This window comes from Hwanghaeella sp. 1Z406, assembly GCF_048892425.1.
In the GTDB taxonomy this organism is placed as follows: domain Bacteria; phylum Pseudomonadota; class Alphaproteobacteria; order UBA8366; family Aestuariispiraceae; genus Pacificispira.
In genome coordinates this window covers 186952-205758 of the sequence record NZ_JBLZHU010000001.1, presented here as the reverse complement: position 1 = coordinate 205758, position 18807 = coordinate 186952, and the positions used below count along the sequence as shown (strand labels likewise).

The window sequence follows — 18807 nt, the reverse complement described above, 5'->3', positions numbered from 1 at the left end:
AAGACCGGGGCCCGCAACCATTGCCCCACCCGATTACCCCGCCCCATTGCCCTATAGGGGGATCAGGAATATGTATAGGGCAACTAGTCCTTCGCAATCAGGGAGCCTGTATCATGCAGACCAAAGGCAAATTCTTCGACGACGTCGCGAAAGTGGCCGGTGGTGCCATGGGCACCCTGGGCGGCATGAAACAGGAAGCGGAATCTGCGGTGCGGCAGCGGGTGGAACGCCTGTTGTCCGATATGGATCTGGTCCCCCGCGATGAATTCGACGCCATGGCCGCCGTGGCACGCCGTGCGCGGGAAGAACAGGAAAAGCTGACCGTTGTAGTGAAAGACCTTGAGGCCCGCCTGGCAAAGCTGGAAAAGGCATCAGGTACCAAGCAGGCGGCACCTGCCAAGAAAGCGCGCGTCAAGAAGACGACTGTGAAGGCGAAGGCTGCTGAACCGACGGCCAAACCCGCCTCTTAAGCTGATTTCGCTGCAACGACGACTGCGGCCCCGGTCAAGCATCCTGCTGCTGTGCGATTAAGCAATCGCAATGCCTTTGGTGTGCGCAATAAGGTCCGCGCTCGCCCGGCCAGAATGACATAGGGCAACAGGACAAGTATCAATACGACGAATGTAAGCCCAATCAGAAGACCTAAATCCAAGCCCGTAACGCTTCGCAGGTCGACAAAAGTCGGCAACAGCGCAAGATAAAACACAATCACCTTTGGATTTCCTAAGGAAATCGCCAAGCCCCCCAGAAAGCTTACAATTGGCCCTTGCGCTCTCTGCGTCTGGAACTGACTTGTCTCTGGCTTCGCCTGAAAGAATTTCCAGGCCAGAAACAGCAAATAGGCCGCGCCAAGATATCGAATGATCGTAAAGACCATCCCAAATGTGCTGGCAATATAGGCCAGGCCCAGCACCGCAGCGGTCAGATACACCACATCCCCCAGTGCCATGCCCATCATCATAGGCAGGGTCGGACGATAACCAGCCCCTAAAGATCGGGCCACAAGCGCGATCACGCCGGGACCGGGAATAGCCACAGCAATCCCCAGTGCAACCGCATACGTGATAAATCCAGAGACTTCCATCGCCACAAATCCTCTTTGAACTATGATCAGGCTATAGCGTATGGTCTCCCGATTGGGAAGATCAGTGCGACACTTAGGGGGAACAATGGACAGACGGCGCGGCGGCAGAAAATCAAGATCCGTAGCAGCAATTGCCCGGCAGCCAGATTACAGACAGCTACGCCATCCTTTTTCTCAACAATCTGTTTTCTCAGACGAAACCATCGCCGCCATTCATGACAAAGCCTTGCGGGTTCTGGAGGAATTGGGGATGAAAATCCTGCATTCGGAAGCCAGAGAGCTTTTGCAAAGTGCCGGTGCTCTGGTTGATTCTGACACGCATATGGTGCGGATCGGGCGCGATATCGTACAGGCGGCCCTGACCACGGCGCCTAAGTCCTTTCAAATGCGCGGTGCCAACCCTGCACGATATCAACAGTATGAACCTGGCGCGATGTTGTTCGCCGCCGGAGCGGGTTGTCCCAATGCCACAGACTTAACACGGGGACGACGCCCAGGGTCGCTGCGTGATCTGGAGGAGATCACCAAATTGGTGCAGTCCTTTGATGTCCTGCACATGTTCGGACCGAATGTGGAGCCACAGGATGTTCCCAGCAATTTGCGGCATTACGCCACGCTGAAAACGCAACTGGCCTATGGCGACAAGCTGATGTTCGTTTATGCGCGCGGTCGAGCGCAGGCGATGGAGAGTTTCGAACTGATCCGCCTCGCTCTTGACCTCAGTGACGCAGACTTCGATAGCGCTGTTTGGGCCTCCACCGTGATCAACACCAATTCTCCACGCCAGATTGATATCCCGATGGCCGAAGGCATCATTGATTTCGCCCGTGCCAATCAATTGAGCATCATCACCCCCTTTTGTCTGGCGGGCGCCATGGCACCGGTCTCCATTGCCGGGGCGCTGGTGCTGCAACATGCAGAAGCCCTGGCGGCCATCACACTGGCGCAAGTCACCCGCGCTGGTGCCCCGGTCAGCTATGGTGGTTTTGGGTCCAATGTCGATATGAAATCCGGCTCCCCTGCCTTTGGCACGCCGTCGCATATGCAAATGACCATCGGGTCCGGGCAATTGGCGCGCCATATCGGCCTGCCCTGGCGATCGGCCGCCGGATCTGCCTCCAATGCCAATGACATGCAGGCCGCTGGAGAGAACCATATGGGCCTTTGGGCTGCGATGATGGGGCATGCGACACTGACAGTGCATGCTGCAGGCTGGCTAGAGGGGGGACTGACCTTCGGCTATGAGAAATTCATCAACGATGTGGAAGCATTGCAAACCTTAGCCGAACTGTGCCCACAACTCCCTCAGGACGATGACAGCTTGGCCTGGGATGCGATCAGCGATGTCCAACCCGGCGGGCATTTCTTTGACACTGCCCATACAATGTCCCGGTTCAGCACGGCATTCTATGCGCCGCTGGTGGCGGACCTGCGAAACCATGGCACATGGGAGGAGTCTGGCGCAGTCCATTCTGCCGAACGGGCCACTAAAATCTGGCAACAGCGACTGGCACAATACACACCTCCACCGACAGCCGCCGACGCCTGTGACCGCATCGCAGCCTATATCGAAAGCCACACTAAAGCGGGCGGCGCAGCGCCAGTTGGTGGGTAACGCCCGCCTTAATGCTCAGCATTTCGCAGCTTTGCGGGTGGCAATCCATATTCCTCTTTCAAGCGTCGTGTCAGATGGGACTGACTGGAAAAACCAACCTGAAACGCGATTTCCGAAATGGGCATCTGCGTCTCCCTTAGTAACTTAACGGCCTGGGAAAGGCGTATTCTCATCAGATACGCATTCGGGGTTTCACCGGTTGTGGCCTTAAACTTTCTGGCAAAATGATAGGGGCTGAAACCGGCAATCTCCGCCATGTCGTTCAGGCGAATTTTTTCGTTCAAACGGGACAGCAGGTATTGTTTGATTTTGCTTACTTCCCGTTCCTTCAGGCCCGCCTGCAAAACTGCAGTGTTCTGAAGAGCCGTTCCTTCAACAACCCGCAATAATCCCTGGATCAAAACGATGGCCCGCGCGTCCATTTCCAACGTTGTTGGTGGACACAGCGTGTCTTTGGCCCGTTCCAGATAGGTCATAATATCCCGCTGCCATGTGATATCTACCAGACCAAAAAAGTCTTCTTTTGGCTGCTTCTGAGACGTAACAGACACTGTCTCTAACGCCGCATCCAACAGGGATTGTTGGAAATAAAGATGCGCATATTCAACCGCACCATTGCCTAAGGACCGGAAACTTCCCCCACTGCCTGGCAATTGCAACGAAATGGACCCGGTTCTGGCAAGCTGGGTTGATTCTTTACGATCAGCACGTTGCACGGGGGATCCTGAGATATGATAGGTAAGCACATAGTGTGACACACCTGCGAAATCTGCCCCCTCCCCCAAAATGCTTCGGTGGCGCACAACGGGCATATCCCAGGCATCACCCAAGCCATAAATTCTCGGCAAAGGGTCTACTGTGATCCGCCGATAGGCCAGACAATGTTCTGGATCTTCTGTGAAGGCGTGTTTTCCCATGCCGTTAAGCTCTTCGTGTACCAGAACCGTCACAAATTCTAGTCAGCTCAAAAAAGCAAAATCGTGCAAAACCAAATCGTGGAATTATAGAAGATATGGTTTGGGAAGTATGTAAAGACTTCGTCGGAAACAATGACCCTATCACCAACCGACGAATGGATGGCGCATAATGACCAAAAAGCTGGAATTGCTGACCCCTCACAATTGCCAAATCATCTTCATTGATCATCAACCGCAAATGGCTTTCGGCGTTCAATCGATTGACCGCCAAGTGCTTAAAAATAATACGGTTGGATTGGCGAAGGCTGCGAAGATTTTCAATATCCCAACGACCATTACGACCGTCGAAACAGAGAGCTTTTCTGGGCATACCTATCCTGAACTCTTAGCTGTCTTTCCTGAGACCCCTCTGTTGGAACGCACCTCCATGAATTCCTGGGATGATCAGAAGGTGCGCGATGCCCTGGCAACGAATGGCCAGAAGAAAGTCGTCGTGTCTGGTCTGTGGACGGAAGTGTGCAACAACTCTTTCGCCTTCTCCGCGATGCTGGAAGGGGGATATGAGATCTACATGGTGGCGGACGCCTCCGGCGGCACTTCAGCCGATGCGCATAAATATTCTATGGATCGCATGGTCCAAGCCGGCGTTGTGCCGGTGACGTGGCAACAGGTCCTGCTGGAATGGCAGCGCGATTGGGCCCGTCGGGATACCTATGATGCCGTTATGGACCTGGTGAAGGAACATTCCGGTGCCTACGGTATGGGCGTCGATTATGCCTATACCATGGTTCACAAGGCCCCGGAGCGGGTCCCCCACAGCGATCGACTGGCACCGGTTCCCGCGAAGTAACCGTCGCCCCTATCCTTGAAACAAGCCGCGCAGCATTGGCTGTGCGGCTTTTGGAGGCATCATGAAGATGTATATCATCGCAATCGCCGTTGGGCTATTGGTTGGCATTATTTATGGGGTGTTGAACGTCCGTTCTCCCGCACCGCCGATTGTGGCGCTGGTTGGACTGTTGGGCATTTTGGTTGGGGAACAAATCCCACCCCTGGTCAAGAAAATGATCAGCGAGCAAACAGTATCCCTCTCAGTCATCAAAGAAACCTGTGCCAATCATATGTTCGGCGCCCTGCCCGAGCGTCATGGTGAAACCGATAAGAACGATCAAAACCCGCCTAAGACCGTTGGTTGAGTGATCCACTGTTTTTAAGGGACGAAAACATGACAGCGCCTGACACGATCCTGATCAATGGCAAGTTCGCGACGTTGGACCCGGCAAATCCCGCGCCCGAAGCCGTTGCAATTACTGATAAATATTTTTCTGCCGTCGGCGATGCATCCGAAATCCTAAACAGCGCTGGACCATCCACAAAGGTCATCAATTTGTCGGGCCGTCGGGCCATTCCCGGCCTGTGCGACAATCATATTCATGTCATCCGCGGGGGGCTGAATTTTAACATGGAACTGCGCTGGGATGGCGTTCCCAGCTTGGCAGATGCCATGCGCATGTTGCGCCATCAGGTCAGCATCACCCCACCCCCGCAATGGGTTCGGGTCGTTGGCGGTTTCAGTGAACATCAATTTGCCGAAAAGCGGTTGCCGACCTTGGATGAAATCAACGCGGTCGCACCCGATACGCCGGTCTTCATTCTGCACCTATATGACAGGGCCTTGTTAAACGCCGCCGCCTTACGCGCTGTCGGATATACCAAGGACACACCAAATCCGCCGGGTGGGGAAATCCAGAGGGATGCCGCAGGCAATCCAACAGGATTGCTGATCGCCAGCCCCAATGCAGGGATTCTTTATGCGACCCTGGCGAGGGGACCGACTTTGCCGTTTGACTATCAGGTCAATTCAACCCGCCACTTCATGCGGGACCTGAACCGGCTTGGCGTCACCTCCGTGATCGATGCCGGGGGTGGGTTTCAGAATTACCCCGATGACTACAAGGTTATCCAACAACTGCATGATGAGGGTCAGCTAACCTTGCGGATTGCCTATAACCTGTTCACGCAGAAGGCAAAAGAAGAGAAGGAAGATTTCCTGCGCTGGACCAAGGAGAACAAATATCAACAGGGCGATGATTACTTCCGTCTGAATGGTGCTGGGGAAATGCTGGTTTTCTCAGCCGCCGATTTTGAAGACTTTCGCATGCCCCGCCCGGACATGGCCCCGGAAATGGAAGGGGAATTGGAAGATGTTATCCGCATTCTAGCCCAGAACCGATGGCCGTGGCGTTTGCATGCGACCTATGACGAAACCATCTCCCGCGCCCTGGATGTGTTTGAAAAGGTCGATAAGGATATTCCGCTGGAAGGAATCCATTGGTTCTTTGACCATGCCGAGACAATTTCAAAGCGCTCCATTGATCGGGTTGCGGCGCTGGGGGGAGGAGTCGCTGTTCAGCACCGGATGGCCTATCAGGGCGAATATTTTGTGGAGCGTTATGGTGCCACCGCTGCTGAGTCGACACCGCCCTTTAAGGCGATTTTGGATGCTGGCGTGGAGGTCTCAGCCGGAACCGATGCAACCCGTGTGGCGTCTTACGATCCATGGGTTTCGCTGTCCTGGCTGGTGACGGGGCGCACCTTGGGGGGAACGCGTTTGTATCCCGATGCAAATTGCCTGGACCGCGAGACGGCTTTACGCATGTGGACAGAAAAGGTCACCTGGTTTTCAAACGAAATAGGCAAGAAGGGCCAAATCAAGATTGGACAACTGGCCGATTTGGCCGTTCTGGATCGGGACTTCTTTTCTATTCCCGGCGATGAGATCCGCCAGACGACATCTGTGCTGACGCTCTTGGGTGGGCGGGTGGTTTGGGGATCGGAAGAATTCGGCCCCCTGGCACCACCGCCCCCCAAAGCCATGCCAGATTGGTCACCGGTCAATTCCTTCGGGGGTTATCACAAGGAAGCATCCGTTCCCAACACTGTGCAACGGGCCGCCGCAACGTCCTGTGGCTGTGACATTGGCTGTGCCGTACATGGTCATGATCATGCCCAGGCCTGGACAGCATCCGCCCCCGTTTCTGACCTGAAATCCTTCTGGGGGGCCTTGGGATGTGCCTGCTGGGCGGTATGACATGGCATCCTATTCGGTAACGTCCGCAATCAATACTCTGTTGGAAAACAACGTGCTGCGATGGGTCGCCCTGGTTCTTTTGACCTGTCCATACTGGACCAGCGGCATTGCCAAATTGACCGCCTTCTCTGATGCCATGGCAGAAACGGCAGGGCTGGGTTTACCAGCACCAATGCTGATCACGGCTCTGATAATTCTGGTGCAATTGCTGGGCTCGCTGTCTCTGATTATCGGCAGGTTTGGTTGGTTGGGGGCGGGTGCTTTGGGGGTCTTCAGCTTCCTGGCAACCTTGATCGCTCATAATTTCTGGAACGCCCCACCGGAAGACACCATACGTCAATTCATTACCTTTACGGAGCATATGGGGTTAATTGGCGGTCTGATGGTTGCCGCCATCCTGGCCCGAATGAGGGAAATTCTCTGATATGCCCGCCTTCCGCGCAAATCTTCTTCTGTCTTTAATTCTAGCCTTTCTGTCGGGCTATATTGATACGGCGGTTTTCGTGCATATGGGTGGATTGTTCGTCGCCCACGTCACAGGCAACTTTGTTCTGTTGGGTGCAACTGTTGCGGGGTTGGAAAGTGTCGGACATGGCAGTTCAACCGTGCTGCAATTGATTTCCTTCCCCTTGTTCTTCCTTTCTGCCGCGCTTGCAGGCGGTGTTTCCGGGCGCCTTTCCAAAGACAGTCAAACTCTGCTCCTGCTCTTCCTTTCTGCCCTGCTGATCACAGGGATTGGGGCCGCGTGTCTGAGCCCATCCATACCCGATACCATCGCCTCCATGGGCTTGGTGGTCGCGATGGCTTGGCTCAACGCGGCCCATCGGCTTGATAGTCGGCTGGGCGCGCCCTTTACGGTAATGACCGGCAATGTGACCGGCATTGCGCTGGAATTGGCCTATACGCTGAAGATCGGCAAACGTGAAGAGACTCCCAACACTACCAAGCCTAATGCTTCCCCAAAATTTCGCATGCTGTATCTGGTTTTAAGTTTTGCGGTCGGTTGTGCCCTGGGCGCACTGTCTCAGCGTGCATATGGGTTAGAAACCATGCTGTTGCCCGGTTTCGTGTTGGTTTTGGGATTATTGAGTATAACCCTGCGCCGCCCCTGAACAATTTTTCACCATCGGGTAGATTCACAAGCACTTCCTTCCATAAAGTCGCGATTTTTTTACAGCAAACAGCTTTATTTGAGAATGATTATCATTATTATTGTGCAGCTTGATCCTTATCCCAGCCTTGTTGGGACGGGTACATCACCACGAATTTAAAGCCAGCGTGTAAATCGCCGGAAAGGAAAAGAAATGAAAAAGAGTCTCGCATCCGCGCTTCTTGCGGTGTCCATGTTAGCCAACACCCCAGCCTATGCTGCAGAACAGACGATCCATGTCGAATTGAACAAGACCGAAACCAAAGGGGATGCCTGCCGCGTTTATATGATCGTTGGAAATGAAAGCGGGCGGCGCAGCGCCAGTTGGTGAATAGAATCAGCGATAATTCTTTGGTATTTGCAGCCCATCCGAACCATCAATCTGGTGCCTTCCGATAGGCCCGTTAACTTTGCACCGCTTTCTCATTTGCGGGGGTGATGATGGGAAACGTAGTTTGATCAGAGGGAGAATATGGAATTTTGAGATGTTTCGCCACCTGTGCAATCACAGTTTCAATCTCAGATTTCTCTTGCGCAACCAGGGAGGCGAAGGAAATCTTGACCAGACGATGCGGTGGGATCTGAGCAAGTTGTTCTGCGATGGCTATCTCTAGACCGCGTTGCTGTGCCGCAGCGGTTTCCTGCGCTTTCCCAACCGGGGCCACGCGAGGGAAATCAGGTGTGGGGCGTAATCCCCAAATAAATCGCACATCACCGTAGAATGCTTTGTTTGCAGTTAGAACCGATCGAATCACGGCGTCGGGGTCGCGCTCAACATAAACAAAAATTGCCTCAGGCAGAGCCAGGGCAAGCATTCCTGCTGATAATGTCGCCCTGTTATTCTTTGCGAGAACCGCTGTGTTGGCTGCATCTGCCAGACAGGAGAAGTAATTCTGGATGTCAACAGCAGCACGATGCCTGTCATCCGGCATTCTGGGATGGCTGTGATCAACACCAAACCAGCGGTCCCAGACCTCATAACAATCGCTTATTCCAAAAAAGCCCGCAGAAAAGCCGTAAAAGTTCTTACTGGTCGTCGCGACCGTGCCCTTTACGAACCGAAACAGGCTGTAGACGACCGGGGCGTTTGGAAACAGAATCGACATATTTCCCATGGGCGCCAGGGGCAGGGTGTTTTGCAGCACCTGAGCAAGGATTGTTGTCCCACTGCGGTGGTTTCCGATGACGATTACCGGACCAAGATGCCGCGCTGCCCTGTCATCGCGGGGGCCTTGCCAACTGAACCATGAAAGAATGAAATCTAACGGAAAACATACCATGCGAAGAAGCTTGAATAAGATTATCTGATACGCCACCGAATTGCGGCTTCCCAGAATGGTTACAGCGATCATGAGGACCTTGCGGGGGCTGCTTTGACTCCACCAGTCCCGGACATCGCGTCCGAGAGCGGACCATCCAAACGTAGCCAGCAACACTAGGGCGGCGATGAAGGGTGTCCGAAAGCGGGAATCCAATGAGGCACTGGATGACAGCACAATGAAATACGCAGACACAATAAACAGAACGAAGAAAAAGCTCTTGATGTCATTTGGCCAGCGGGGAAAGCGAAGAAGTGCCAGTATCGTCCCCATCGCGACACACAAAGTCAACGCACTGGAAAAAATCAGCACAAGAAAGAATCCAGGGACCTTCGCTATATAGGTTCCCCACAGGGTACGGGTTTCTTGACTGAACCCCAAGAAATCAAGGTTTCCCGCATTACCATCAAGTTCATCCGCAAAAAAGCGTTCCAATGGCCCTTGAGACGGAGCGAGTAACAGCTTTGCACCACCGACAGCGACATCGGTTACAAACGCCACCGGATACCGAGCAATGATTTTAAGGAATTCCTGGCGTTGATAGGCGTCACGGGCTGCGGGATCATCTCGGATATCTTCGGGAATGGCAGCTTCCATCTCAGCCCGGACAACCCATCGATCCTGGCCTGTTGCGCGCGACACAATTGACGGGCCGCGCCACAGATGCAGATGCTGCCCCACTGAGCGGACGCTCTCTATACCCAATTCCTTCTGGTTATAAGCGCTCCAGGCCGTGGCAACACCGATAGACGGGGCTGTCGCGATCACAAATACCAGAAAAGCCTCTCGCCACCGCATCGTTTTGGTAAGCGCATGAATTAGAAAAATAGCTGCGAGAACTGCGGGAAACATCAGCATGACATGCCGAACCGTCAGCGCCAGGGCCGCAATCCCCCCTAATACGACGGCATATAGGAACAGCTTTCTGCGGCTCCCCAATTCCAGCGTCAAAGGGACACACAGAATCCAAAGGATCAATGTCACCAGAAACGCAAAAAGCGTCTCTGTTAAGACCATCGTCTGGTAGTAAAAAAGTGTTGGATCGACACTGATGATCAAGGCGGCAACACACCCGATGCGCCAATGTCCGGCGCGACGCGCAATATCAAAAACCAGCAACGCCATGCCCAGACCAAGCGCCACATTGGCCAATACAAAATGGATTGACTGATCAAATCCCAGCAACCGCATTCCAGCCAGAAATGCCGGATAACCAGGTGCCCGAATTAAGTAGTCTGATGTGTACCAATCAGGACTTTCCTGTGCGATCAACCGCGAAAGATCAATGTAATCTGCGGCATCCCCAACTACTGAAAACTCCGGATTCTGCGTCAGGAATGAAAGAATGAACCCAACCTTAGCAAACGCTATGATCCCGATTGTTACTAATAACCACGCCGGTTTTATTTTTAGTCTACCTGTGTCCATAGGTCCCCAAATATCCAATTCTGAATTCATATCGATAAAATTCAACTCACAACATTATCTAAACAATTATTGAGGATAACCTTCCCATTTCATCGCAAGAAATAGCATGCAATTCAGTGCACGCATATCAGAAAACCCAGTTGCCCTAATGCTTCAATAAATCTGCATGTCACTAATCAGCATGCCCACGGCTCAGGCATTCTGACGCAGATCAATGTGAAAAAGTATTTTCTGTTTAAAGACTTTATTTGAGAATGATTATCATTATTATTGTGCAGCCTGATCCTTATCCCAGCCTTATTGGGACGGGTACATCACCACGAATTTAATGCCAGCGTGTAAATCGCCGGAAAGGAAAAGAAATGAAAAAGAGTCTCGCATCCGCGCTTCTTGCGGTGTCCATGTTAGCCAACACCCCAGCCTATGCTGCAGAACAGACGATCCATGTCGAATTGAACAAGACCGAAACCAAAGGGGATGCCTGCCGCGTTTATATGATCGTTGGAAATGAAAGCGGGCGGGCGTTGGAAACGTTGAAGCTGGATCTTGTCCTGTTTGATACAGACGGCGTTGTCGCCAAGCGGTTGGCAGTTGAGACTGCGCCACTGCCCATCGGCAAGACAGGTCTGAAGATTTTCGACATCGCCGACATGGCCTGCCCGACCCTGGGCCGGATGTTGCTGAATGATGTCCTGGCCTGTGCGGACGCCAATGGCCCTGTGGCCAACTGTCTGAGCTACATTACACCCACGGCAAAAGGGGACCTGACTTTTATCAAATAACCAATCGCATAACGCCAGTGCGGGGTCAGGCAGCCCGCCCCCGCTTCTGGCGTGCGCGGCGTTTGATCCACCACATTGAAATGCCCGTAATCGAAAACAACAGCGGCAGAAAGCCGGAGATAAACACCAGACCATTCCAGATTGGTCCCAGTCCAACGCCCGCATGAAGCGGACGCTGCCATGCGACAGCCATATCCGTTCGGCCAAAGGCTCGGGGATCTTCGACTTTTACAACATCAATCTTCCAAGGATCGATCATCACCGTCACTTTTGGGGCGCCTTCTGCTGAACCAGGCACGTTATACTGAACGCGCAGGGGTTGTCCGGGGCGGAACGGCATCATCGCCAGAACAAAGTCCACATCAGACACGACCGTATCAGCCAGACGCACCGCATCCTGCAATCCCATTTCAGGAACGCCCTCAGCCGCCTTCACCGGGGGACCTGGCGGGGATGAGCGTTCCTCCATCAAGACTGTTTCCATCAGGCTGGCGACCGGATTGGGAAATGCGATATAAACGCCCGTGAAGCTGACAATGGTAAAGACAATCAAGGTCCAGAACCCCACAGCGCCATGCAGGTCACGATGCAAACGCAAACCGCGCGCCCCCCGCTTTATGGTCAGGGCCGCCCATAATTTTCGGGGCTTGGGCCACCAGATAATTAATCCCGATCCACACAGGAACAGCATGATAACACCCAGCCACCCAACAATAGGGCGTCCAATTCCACCCGGAATCAGCGCGTGACTGTGAATATCATGCATAATCCCTGTTAACAGGCTACGCCCGCCAACGACCTCTCCCAAAACATCCAGAGTGACGGGATCAACGGCAATGCTTTTCGCACGGGGATCCCGAAAGCTTGCGCCATCGGGCCCAATGCGCGCGATGACAGGTTCCCCTGCCCCGTCTGGCATTCTGATCATGCGCAGACTAAAGCCCTGGGGCGCGGCGGCGGCGGCCACAGCGATAATGGCGTCAACACTTTGGGATGTGCCATCTGATACTTCAAAAGCCGGCCCCCCCGCCACTAGGGCGTCGAGTTCGTCATGATACATCAGATAACTGCCGCTTAATCCTAACAGCACCAGGGGTGCACATAGAATTAGTCCGAACCATAGATGGATTTCCGCCAACAGCCAGCGCAGCCCTTTGCCACTAACTTTAGTCATAAAGGACTTGCTTTCAGATTGCGTCGTATCAAGGTTGCTCATCTTGGCTAAAGCTCCGCCCATTGCCGCAAAAGGTTGTGATAAATCGCCGTCAATTCCATGATGCTTGAATGATCCGGGTGATCCCGCCCCAGGCGTTGAATGGACTGGTCCAGATCGAACAGGATTGTGCGATGCCCGTCGTCCCGGATCAGGCTTTGCATCCAAAAGAAGGAACACACACGTGCGCCGCGCGTGACGGGGCGGACATGATGCAGGCTGGTGGACGGGTAGAGCACCATGTCACCCGCCCCCAGTTTTGCAGAATGGCTGCCATAGGTGTCTTCAACGATCAGTTCCCCGCCGTCATAGTCTTCCGGTGCACATAGAAACAGGGTGGCGGACAGGTCCGTTCTGATTCGCTCATTGGTGCCTGGAATCTGGCGAATGGAATTATCAACATGGCTGCCAAAGCTGTGCCCCCCGGCATAACTGTTGAAAAGAGGTGGGAAAATTCGCTTCGGCAACGCCGCAGAAATAAACAAAGGATGCCTGTTGAGGATCGACACAATGGCATCCCCAATCTGGCGAGCGACCGGGTGGTCTTCCGGTATCTGCTGATTTTTCTTAACCTGTGCGGATTGATGTCCCGCAGTCACCCGCCCATCAACCCATTCAGCAGCATCCAAATGCTTTCTGCATTCAGCGACCTGATCCAGGTCCAGAACATTTGGAATCTGCAACATCATGAATAGAGCCCTCCGACCGACCCCCCACAGGACGCAGGGGGTCGGGTATTTCCGTCGTTAGAATTTAAAGCTGGTGGACACTACGGCTGATCGACCTGTCCCTACCGTCGCAAAATGGGTCGCATACGGTTTCACATAATAGGTCGTATCGAACACATTGTTCACGTTCAGGCGCAGGTCGACATTCTCCTGGACGGTGTATGTCGCGACCGCATCGAACAACCAATAGGCTGGGACTTTCTTGTCATTTGACGAATTGGCAAAGCGATGGGAGACATAGGTGACCCCACCCCCCAGATTCACATCTGGAAGAATGTCATAGGTCGACCAAATGCTCATGCTATGGGCAGGAACATTGGGGATCTTGTTGCCTTCATCTGTCGAAACGGGGCCGTCATCGACAATTTCGGAATGCATGAAGGTATATCCCCCAAAGACATGCCACGCATCGGTGATATCCCCGGACACGCCAAGTTCGAGCCCATTGACTACCTGCTCACCTCCCAATGCCTGAGGTGCCCCGCGCCCCGGTGCCGTTGAATATCGCGCATTGGTCTTTTCGGTCCGGAAAACAGCCGCCGTTGCCGCAAGCTTTTGTTCGAACAGATCCCATTTTGTCCCGATCTCATAACTGCGGGATTCTTCCGGATCCAGGTCGGCATTGCTGGTTGAGATGTTATCACCCCCCTCTCCAGCGGTGGAACCCGGAGGTTCTGAAGACGTACCATAGGACACATAAATGCTGCCGTTAGACGCCGGCTTGTAGACCGCCCCCAACTGGTAATTAACGAATGTCGATTCATTCTCCAGCGCGCCGGATGTCGTTTTATAGTCATCTACCCGCAGACCAAAGTTCACCAGCCATTGCGGATCCAATTCGATCGTATCAAAGCCATAGATCGACCGCGTGCTGACCGTAGTTTTCGTAGAGTTTGCACTCGGCGTGATGGATCCGGTCCATGGATCGTTTGGATTCGGTGCGGCCAGGGTCGTACAATTGAACCCACCCGCAGCACCGACACCGCCAACAGAACAATCACGATTGCCGGTATCGACAACATAGTTCCGGTTGCGGCTGGTTTCATAGCTGATTTCAATCCCGGCATTGAAGCTGTGCTTCAGATTGTAGGTTTCAAAATCACCAGACAGATCGGTTTGATTGGACACGACTGTGGTGTCTGAATTGCGGCTTTTAATGGCGCGCCAAACACTGCCTTCAGAAATGTTATCCGCCGCACTGTCATTCGGGTTGGTAACGATATAATCATTCTCAGACCAGCTATAGCGCGACACGTTGCGCAGGGTCAGGCTGTCATTCAGTTCATGTTCAAAATCGAACGTGGCTGAATCAACCTGGGTTTCCTGAAAATCACGGTTGGTCAAACCATAGAAGTTATCACGATCAACATCGACAGGCTTTCCGGTCGCAGGATCATAGGGATGACCATAGTCAGGCATATCATCGGTTTGCAGGTGATACAGACTCACCGTCGCCTTGGTCGTGTCATTAAATTGCAGGGCCATTGACGGGGCAAAGCCTAAGCTGCTGGTTGTCACTTCGTCACGCCCTGGGACTTCGCTGTCTTCTACCAGCACATTCAATCGAATTGCCGCATGTTCGGATAGGACATAGTTCGCATCCCCGGCCGCCCGCTTGCTGAAAGGCCATCCAACAGACACGTTCCCACCAAGGAAATCTTCATCCAGGGTGGCTTTCTTCGTCACCAGGTTAATGCTGCCCCCGGTAGAGCCGCGCCCGCTATAGGCGGATCCTGGACCTTTGACAATTTCCACTTGTTCCACATTGAACGTGTCGCGTGTTTGTGACCCGGTATCACGAATACCATCGACAAAGATGTTTCCTTCAGAAGAAAACCCGCGAATATTCGGTCGGTCCGCACTGGGGATGCCCCCCTCACCCGCACCCAAGGTAATGCCCGGCGTGGTTCTAAGAACCTCATCAAGGCTGGTTGCATTCCGTTGTTCAATAATTTCCTGAGGAATGACGGTGACGCTTTTGGGTGTATCAACCAATGGTGCGGTAAATTTGCTGGACGCTGATTTATCCGTCTTGTAGCCGCTGTCTTCTTTCCCTTCGACAGCGATCGGCGCCAATTGAATGGGGGTGTCACTGGCCTGCGTTCCATTGGCGGGCTGATTGGTCGATTGTGCATGCGCCGGTGCGGCCATCATACAGGCCAATAGTGCCCCAATGGCTGTTCCCGCCTTAAGGCGATGACTAAAAGGGATGTCTGTTGCGGTAAGTCTATTCAGGGATAAGTCGTTATACATGTCTTACAGCTCCAATAGCTTCAGGTTTCGTTGAAATCCTGGCTGGCTATAAGAAGTGCAAACGCGCAGATCTTGGCTGGCTGGTTCAGTGTGTGTCACGCGCCCTTCACTGGCTGCGCGACCACAGCGTTCTGTAAAGAGCGAATGGGGTCATAGAGATGAAAAGATTAATATGCAAGTGATAATTATTCGCAGCGTTAAGTCTTAGCGAATATATACAGCGGTTTAGAACCGCAGATTAATCTCCCCTCGCCATTCATCACGTGCAGATATATCGTCGTAAGAAAGGGTGAAGGGTGAGCATATGCAAGAAAAAGACACCTCCCTGGAAACGGGAAAGCCTGCTGAGCTTTGGATCGAAAAGTTTGAAGGCCTTTCAAAACTGGAGGGCACGATCAAACAAACCCTGATGCGGGAAAGCACGATTGTAACCGTACCCGAAGGCACGATTATATTCGGTCCCGGCAAGCCCCCGGAAAATCTATTGCTGCTGTTGGAGGGGCGCGTTCGGGTGCACCAAACCTCAGAAGGTGGTCGCGAAATTGTGCTGTATCGCGTCGAAGCCGGGCAAAGCTGTGTCCTTACGACAGCGTGTCTATTGGCCTATGAGGATTATTCAGCGGAAGGCGTTGCGGAAACAGATATTCGGGCAGCCGCAATCCCCCGCCCTGTATTCGATACCCTGATTTCCCAGTCGGTCGATTTTCGAAATTTTATCTTCACCGCCTATTCAAAACGGATAACGGATCTGTTCCTGGTGATAGAAGAAATAGCCTTCCAAAGGCTGGATATCCGGCTTGCCCAGAAGCTACTGAATCTTGCGCGGGGGTCGGATCACATCAAGGTGACCCATCAGCAGCTTGCAGCAGAGCTGGGCACGGCACGCGAAGTTATCTCGCGCCAATTGGGTGAATTTCAGCGGCGTGGGTGGATTCTACAAGCACGGGGAACCCTGGGCCTGTTGGACAGAAACGGCCTGACGCATCTGGCTTCTTTAGATCCAGCATAGATTTCCACATTCAACAGATGATGCATCAAAAGCCGACGGTTTGGTGACTTCGTCACCGACAGCGTGCTTCCCGGGCGTTACAGTCAGGAACATTCTAACCGGAGGATCATTTTATGACAGTAAATGTTGGAGGTCTCGATCGATTGGTGCGTCTCGTAATAGGTGCCGCCTTGACCGCATGTGCCTTGCTCAGCGGCCTGGAGATTTTCGATGACGCATTCGTCAAATATGGTGCCGTCGTCGTCGGCCTGGTGCTGATCATCACAGGACTGGTGCGTCTGTGCCCACTGTATTCCATTCTGGGTATACGTACCTGCAAAACCTGAAATCTTAGGGGACGGAGATGACCTCCTATCCAATAAACATCACCATCAAACCCAAAGTCGCGGCTTTCTTTGACCCCGCAACCAACACCATCAGCTATGTGGTAGCGGATCCTGCCTCCCCGGCCTGTGCGTTGATCGATCCCGTATTGGATATCGACTATGCTGCGGGGCGGATCAGCTTCGACAATGCAGACCGGATCATCGATCATATCCGCCAGCAGAACCTATCGCTGGAATGGATTATCGAAACCCATGTGCATGCCGATCATCTATCGGCGGCCCCCTATATTCAGGGGCTCTTGGGAGGCAAAATCGGCATTGGCAGCAATATTACCATCGTGCAGGATACATTCGGAAAAGTCTTTAACGAGGGCACTGAGTTTCAGCGGGATGGCAGTCAGTTCGACGCCTTGTTCAAGGACGGGGATACCTATTCAATCGGGCAGATGCAGGCCATCGCCCTTCATACACCAGGGCACACCCCGGCCTGTATGACCCATGTCGTTGGCGATGCCGCCTTTGTCGGGGATACTTTGTTTATGCCAGACGGCGGGTCAGCCCGTGCGGATTTCCCGGGCGGTGACGCAGGAACACTGTATGACAGCATACAAAAGGTTCTGTCCCTGCCGGACGCCATGCGCCTGTTCATGTGTCACGACTATGGTCCAAACGGTCGTGACATTCAGTGGGAAACCACTGTCGCAGATCAGAAGGCACAGAATATCCATGTCGGCCAGGGCAATACCAAAGCTGCCTTCGTGCGGTTCCGGACCGAACGAGACGCAACACTGGGAATGCCGAAATTGATCATTCCCGCCTTACAGGTCAATATGCGTGCCGGAGCCATACCCACTGACAAAGACGGTCGCCGGATGTTGAAAGTGCCCGTCAACGCCCTTTAACCCATAGGAGCATCATGCAGCCCTATCCCGTATCCCCAACCCTGTCCGTCAGCCCCCAAATCTCACCTGATGATGTCATTCAGGCACAGAATCTGGGGTTTCAATCCATCATATGCAATCGACCCGATGGGGAAGAGTTGGGCCAGCCGACATTTCAAGAAATCGAAGCGGCTGCAAACAAGATCGGGCTGCCGATCCGTTATATCCCAATCTCACCGGTAGGAATTTCAGAAGTGGATGCCACAGCCTTCCGCACGGCAATGGACGACCTGCCCACCCCAATCCTGGCCTATTGCCGCTCGGGCACACGCTCCGCCACACTATGGAGACTTGTCGGAAAGAGCTAAAAGGGCAGCCAAACCTCGCTATTCAGATCTGACAACTATGTTGGATTGGGTGCAAGAGAGTGGCTGGGGCGCTAGGATTCGAACCTAGGTATGCCGGTACCAAAAACCGGTGCGTTAACCGCTTCGCCACGCCCCATTCGCCGCTCTTGCTGAGCGGGCCGCACTTTAATCGGAGCGTCCGGTTGGGGCAAGACAGCAAAATCATCAAAAGTGACGATTTTTGTCATGCGGCAAAATTAACTGCTATTTCTGCTTTGCCGCGATCATCAGCATAAAAGGCGCCGGATCTTCGCCATGTTCAAAATGCAAATCACCCATGGCGGTCACAACATGGCGCTGTTTGTTCTTCAATGCCGCGTTCAGTTCATAGTCGACATGCTGTGTCGGCAATACATCGCGATCGATATATTCCATAAAATGACGAACGATTCGCACTGGTGTTTGGCCCATAAGATCGTCTGGCCCTTCAAAATCATATACCCCTTCATTGCCGCTTTTCGCGTCCAAAAGACGGGCCGTATACATCGCCATAATTCCAACTCCTGCGTGAAAGACTGTTTCTGGGGCGCACTATCCACTGTATTCATGACGGTTGCGTGACACCATTCGGCCCCCCTATACCGACCTGGTCGACATGCGCCTT

At 53.2% G+C, this 18807-nt stretch carries 20 protein-coding genes and 1 tRNA gene; 13 read left to right on the top strand and 8 right to left on the bottom strand.

The window, feature by feature from the left end:
* The first annotated feature begins 113 nt into the window (after positions 1 to 113).
* Positions 114 to 470, top strand: coding sequence for an accessory factor UbiK family protein (locus ACOSDR_RS00945; RefSeq protein WP_420722953.1), 357 nt, complete (start codon positions 114 to 116; stop codon positions 468 to 470).
* On the opposite strand, the gene ACOSDR_RS00940 is transcribed toward ACOSDR_RS00945, so the two are convergent.
* Entirely contained in the window at positions 467 to 1084 is a 618-nt protein-coding gene (locus ACOSDR_RS00940) for a LysE family translocator (RefSeq protein ID WP_420722952.1), read from the bottom strand. The two genes, ACOSDR_RS00945 and ACOSDR_RS00940, sit on opposite strands and share 4 nt — an antisense overlap.
* A gap of 85 nt (positions 1085 to 1169) precedes the next feature.
* Here ACOSDR_RS00940 and ACOSDR_RS00935 point away from each other — a divergent pair, with 85 nt between their 5' ends.
* Positions 1170 to 2699 (top strand): trimethylamine methyltransferase family protein, encoded by a 1530-nt coding sequence (locus ACOSDR_RS00935; protein ID WP_420730124.1) that lies wholly within the window; start codon positions 1170 to 1172, stop codon positions 2697 to 2699.
* An 8-nt stretch (positions 2700 to 2707) separates the two neighbouring features.
* Here the strand turns inward: ACOSDR_RS00935 and ACOSDR_RS00930 are convergent, their stop codons facing one another.
* The gene (locus ACOSDR_RS00930) at positions 2708 to 3616 is read right to left on the bottom strand and encodes a helix-turn-helix transcriptional regulator (RefSeq protein WP_420730123.1); all 909 of its coding nucleotides are present in this window, start codon (positions 3614 to 3616) and stop codon (positions 2708 to 2710) included.
* Positions 3617 to 3785: 169 nt separating this feature from the next.
* On the opposite strand from ACOSDR_RS00930, the gene ACOSDR_RS00925 reads away from it, so the two are divergent.
* The 6 genes from ACOSDR_RS00925 to ACOSDR_RS00900 all read left to right on the top strand — a co-directional run bounded on the left by ACOSDR_RS00925 (position 3786) and on the right by ACOSDR_RS00900 (position 8188).
* Positions 3786 to 4466, top strand: a complete 681-nt coding sequence (locus tag ACOSDR_RS00925; protein WP_420730122.1) for a hydrolase — start codon at positions 3786 to 3788, stop codon at positions 4464 to 4466.
* A gap of 61 nt (positions 4467 to 4527) precedes the next feature.
* Complete coding sequence (locus ACOSDR_RS00920) at positions 4528 to 4812, top strand: XapX domain-containing protein (protein WP_420730121.1); 285 nt, start codon at positions 4528 to 4530, stop codon at positions 4810 to 4812.
* A gap of 29 nt (positions 4813 to 4841) precedes the next feature.
* Positions 4842 to 6707: an amidohydrolase gene (locus ACOSDR_RS00915; RefSeq protein ID WP_420730120.1), complete on the top strand. Its 1866-nt coding sequence runs from the start codon at positions 4842 to 4844 to the stop codon at positions 6705 to 6707.
* 1 nt (position 6708) lies between these two features.
* Complete coding sequence (locus ACOSDR_RS00910) at positions 6709 to 7131, top strand: DoxX family protein (protein ID WP_420730119.1); 423 nt, start codon at positions 6709 to 6711, stop codon at positions 7129 to 7131.
* A 1-nt stretch (position 7132) separates the two neighbouring features.
* On the top strand, positions 7133 to 7819 hold the full coding sequence (locus ACOSDR_RS00905) for a YoaK family protein (RefSeq protein WP_420730118.1): 687 nt from the start codon (positions 7133 to 7135) through the stop codon (positions 7817 to 7819).
* Between the two features lie 192 nt (positions 7820 to 8011).
* A complete protein-coding gene (locus ACOSDR_RS00900) occupies positions 8012 to 8188 on the top strand; it encodes a hypothetical protein (RefSeq protein WP_420730117.1) in 177 nt (58 codons plus the stop codon).
* Between the two features lie 73 nt (positions 8189 to 8261).
* On the opposite strand, the gene ACOSDR_RS00895 is transcribed toward ACOSDR_RS00900, so the two are convergent.
* A complete protein-coding gene (locus ACOSDR_RS00895) occupies positions 8262 to 10604 on the bottom strand; it encodes a sulfotransferase (RefSeq protein ID WP_420722943.1) in 2343 nt (780 codons plus the stop codon).
* Positions 10605 to 10966: 362 nt separating this feature from the next.
* On the opposite strand from ACOSDR_RS00895, the gene ACOSDR_RS00890 reads away from it, so the two are divergent.
* A complete protein-coding gene (locus ACOSDR_RS00890) occupies positions 10967 to 11386 on the top strand; it encodes a Tat pathway signal sequence domain protein (RefSeq protein WP_420722942.1) in 420 nt (139 codons plus the stop codon).
* A 25-nt stretch (positions 11387 to 11411) separates the two neighbouring features.
* Here ACOSDR_RS00890 and ACOSDR_RS00885 read toward each other — a convergent pair whose 3' ends face one another.
* From ACOSDR_RS00885 to ACOSDR_RS00875, 3 genes are read right to left on the bottom strand one after another with little or no spacing between them, the layout of a single operon-like run.
* Positions 11412 to 12560, bottom strand: coding sequence for a PepSY-associated TM helix domain-containing protein (locus tag ACOSDR_RS00885; protein WP_420730116.1), 1149 nt, complete (start codon positions 12558 to 12560; stop codon positions 11412 to 11414).
* Positions 12561 to 12607: 47 nt separating this feature from the next.
* Positions 12608 to 13288: a Fe2+-dependent dioxygenase gene (locus ACOSDR_RS00880; RefSeq protein WP_420722940.1), complete on the bottom strand. Its 681-nt coding sequence runs from the start codon at positions 13286 to 13288 to the stop codon at positions 12608 to 12610.
* 57 nt (positions 13289 to 13345) lie between these two features.
* Complete coding sequence (locus tag ACOSDR_RS00875; RefSeq protein ID WP_420722939.1) at positions 13346 to 15580, bottom strand: TonB-dependent receptor; 2235 nt, start codon at positions 15578 to 15580, stop codon at positions 13346 to 13348.
* Between the two features lie 304 nt (positions 15581 to 15884).
* Here ACOSDR_RS00875 and ACOSDR_RS00870 point away from each other — a divergent pair, with 304 nt between their 5' ends.
* The 4 genes from ACOSDR_RS00870 (at position 15885) to ACOSDR_RS00855 (ending at position 18164) form a co-directional block, all read left to right on the top strand.
* The gene (locus ACOSDR_RS00870) at positions 15885 to 16589 is read left to right on the top strand and encodes a Crp/Fnr family transcriptional regulator (protein ID WP_420722938.1); all 705 of its coding nucleotides are present in this window, start codon (positions 15885 to 15887) and stop codon (positions 16587 to 16589) included.
* A gap of 113 nt (positions 16590 to 16702) precedes the next feature.
* A complete protein-coding gene (locus tag ACOSDR_RS00865) occupies positions 16703 to 16915 on the top strand; it encodes a YgaP family membrane protein (RefSeq protein ID WP_420722937.1) in 213 nt (70 codons plus the stop codon).
* A gap of 17 nt (positions 16916 to 16932) precedes the next feature.
* Positions 16933 to 17817, top strand: coding sequence for an MBL fold metallo-hydrolase (locus ACOSDR_RS00860; RefSeq protein ID WP_420722936.1), 885 nt, complete (start codon positions 16933 to 16935; stop codon positions 17815 to 17817).
* A 14-nt stretch (positions 17818 to 17831) separates the two neighbouring features.
* Positions 17832 to 18164: a TIGR01244 family sulfur transferase gene (locus ACOSDR_RS00855; protein ID WP_420722935.1), complete on the top strand. Its 333-nt coding sequence runs from the start codon at positions 17832 to 17834 to the stop codon at positions 18162 to 18164.
* Between the two features lie 60 nt (positions 18165 to 18224).
* Here the strand turns inward: ACOSDR_RS00855 and ACOSDR_RS00850 are convergent.
* Positions 18225 to 18300 (bottom strand) — tRNA-Gln (locus tag ACOSDR_RS00850).
* A 107-nt stretch (positions 18301 to 18407) separates the two neighbouring features.
* The gene (locus tag ACOSDR_RS00845) at positions 18408 to 18695 is read right to left on the bottom strand and encodes a hypothetical protein (RefSeq protein WP_420722925.1); all 288 of its coding nucleotides are present in this window, start codon (positions 18693 to 18695) and stop codon (positions 18408 to 18410) included.
* Between the last annotated feature and the right edge of the window lie 112 nt (positions 18696 to 18807).

Coding starts and splice junctions, on each gene's coding strand:
- ACOSDR_RS00900 (WP_420730117.1), top strand. CDS start 8,012: ATGAAAAAGAGTCTCGCATCCGCGCTTCTTGCGGTGTCCATGTTAGCC.
- ACOSDR_RS00865 (WP_420722937.1), top strand. CDS start 16,703: ATGACAGTAAATGTTGGAGGTCTCGATCGATTGGTGCGTCTCGTAATA.
- ACOSDR_RS00905 (WP_420730118.1), top strand. CDS start 7,133: ATGCCCGCCTTCCGCGCAAATCTTCTTCTGTCTTTAATTCTAGCCTTT.
- ACOSDR_RS00915 (WP_420730120.1), top strand. CDS start 4,842: ATGACAGCGCCTGACACGATCCTGATCAATGGCAAGTTCGCGACGTTG.
- ACOSDR_RS00940 (WP_420722952.1), bottom strand. CDS start 1,084: ATGGAAGTCTCTGGATTTATCACGTATGCGGTTGCACTGGGGATTGCT.
- ACOSDR_RS00945 (WP_420722953.1), top strand. CDS start 114: ATGCAGACCAAAGGCAAATTCTTCGACGACGTCGCGAAAGTGGCCGGT.
- ACOSDR_RS00880 (WP_420722940.1), bottom strand. CDS start 13,288: ATGATGTTGCAGATTCCAAATGTTCTGGACCTGGATCAGGTCGCTGAA.
- ACOSDR_RS00870 (WP_420722938.1), top strand. CDS start 15,885: ATGCAAGAAAAAGACACCTCCCTGGAAACGGGAAAGCCTGCTGAGCTT.
- ACOSDR_RS00875 (WP_420722939.1), bottom strand. CDS start 15,580: ATGTATAACGACTTATCCCTGAATAGACTTACCGCAACAGACATCCCT.
- ACOSDR_RS00935 (WP_420730124.1), top strand. CDS start 1,170: ATGGACAGACGGCGCGGCGGCAGAAAATCAAGATCCGTAGCAGCAATT.
- ACOSDR_RS00920 (WP_420730121.1), top strand. CDS start 4,528: ATGAAGATGTATATCATCGCAATCGCCGTTGGGCTATTGGTTGGCATT.
- ACOSDR_RS00930 (WP_420730123.1), bottom strand. CDS start 3,616: ATGGGAAAACACGCCTTCACAGAAGATCCAGAACATTGTCTGGCCTAT.
- ACOSDR_RS00885 (WP_420730116.1), bottom strand. CDS start 12,560: ATGACTAAAGTTAGTGGCAAAGGGCTGCGCTGGCTGTTGGCGGAAATC.
- ACOSDR_RS00860 (WP_420722936.1), top strand. CDS start 16,933: ATGACCTCCTATCCAATAAACATCACCATCAAACCCAAAGTCGCGGCT.
- ACOSDR_RS00890 (WP_420722942.1), top strand. CDS start 10,967: ATGAAAAAGAGTCTCGCATCCGCGCTTCTTGCGGTGTCCATGTTAGCC.
- ACOSDR_RS00895 (WP_420722943.1), bottom strand. CDS start 10,604: ATGGACACAGGTAGACTAAAAATAAAACCGGCGTGGTTATTAGTAACA.
- ACOSDR_RS00855 (WP_420722935.1), top strand. CDS start 17,832: ATGCAGCCCTATCCCGTATCCCCAACCCTGTCCGTCAGCCCCCAAATC.
- ACOSDR_RS00845 (WP_420722925.1), bottom strand. CDS start 18,695: ATGGCGATGTATACGGCCCGTCTTTTGGACGCGAAAAGCGGCAATGAA.
- ACOSDR_RS00910 (WP_420730119.1), top strand. CDS start 6,709: ATGGCATCCTATTCGGTAACGTCCGCAATCAATACTCTGTTGGAAAAC.
- ACOSDR_RS00925 (WP_420730122.1), top strand. CDS start 3,786: ATGACCAAAAAGCTGGAATTGCTGACCCCTCACAATTGCCAAATCATC.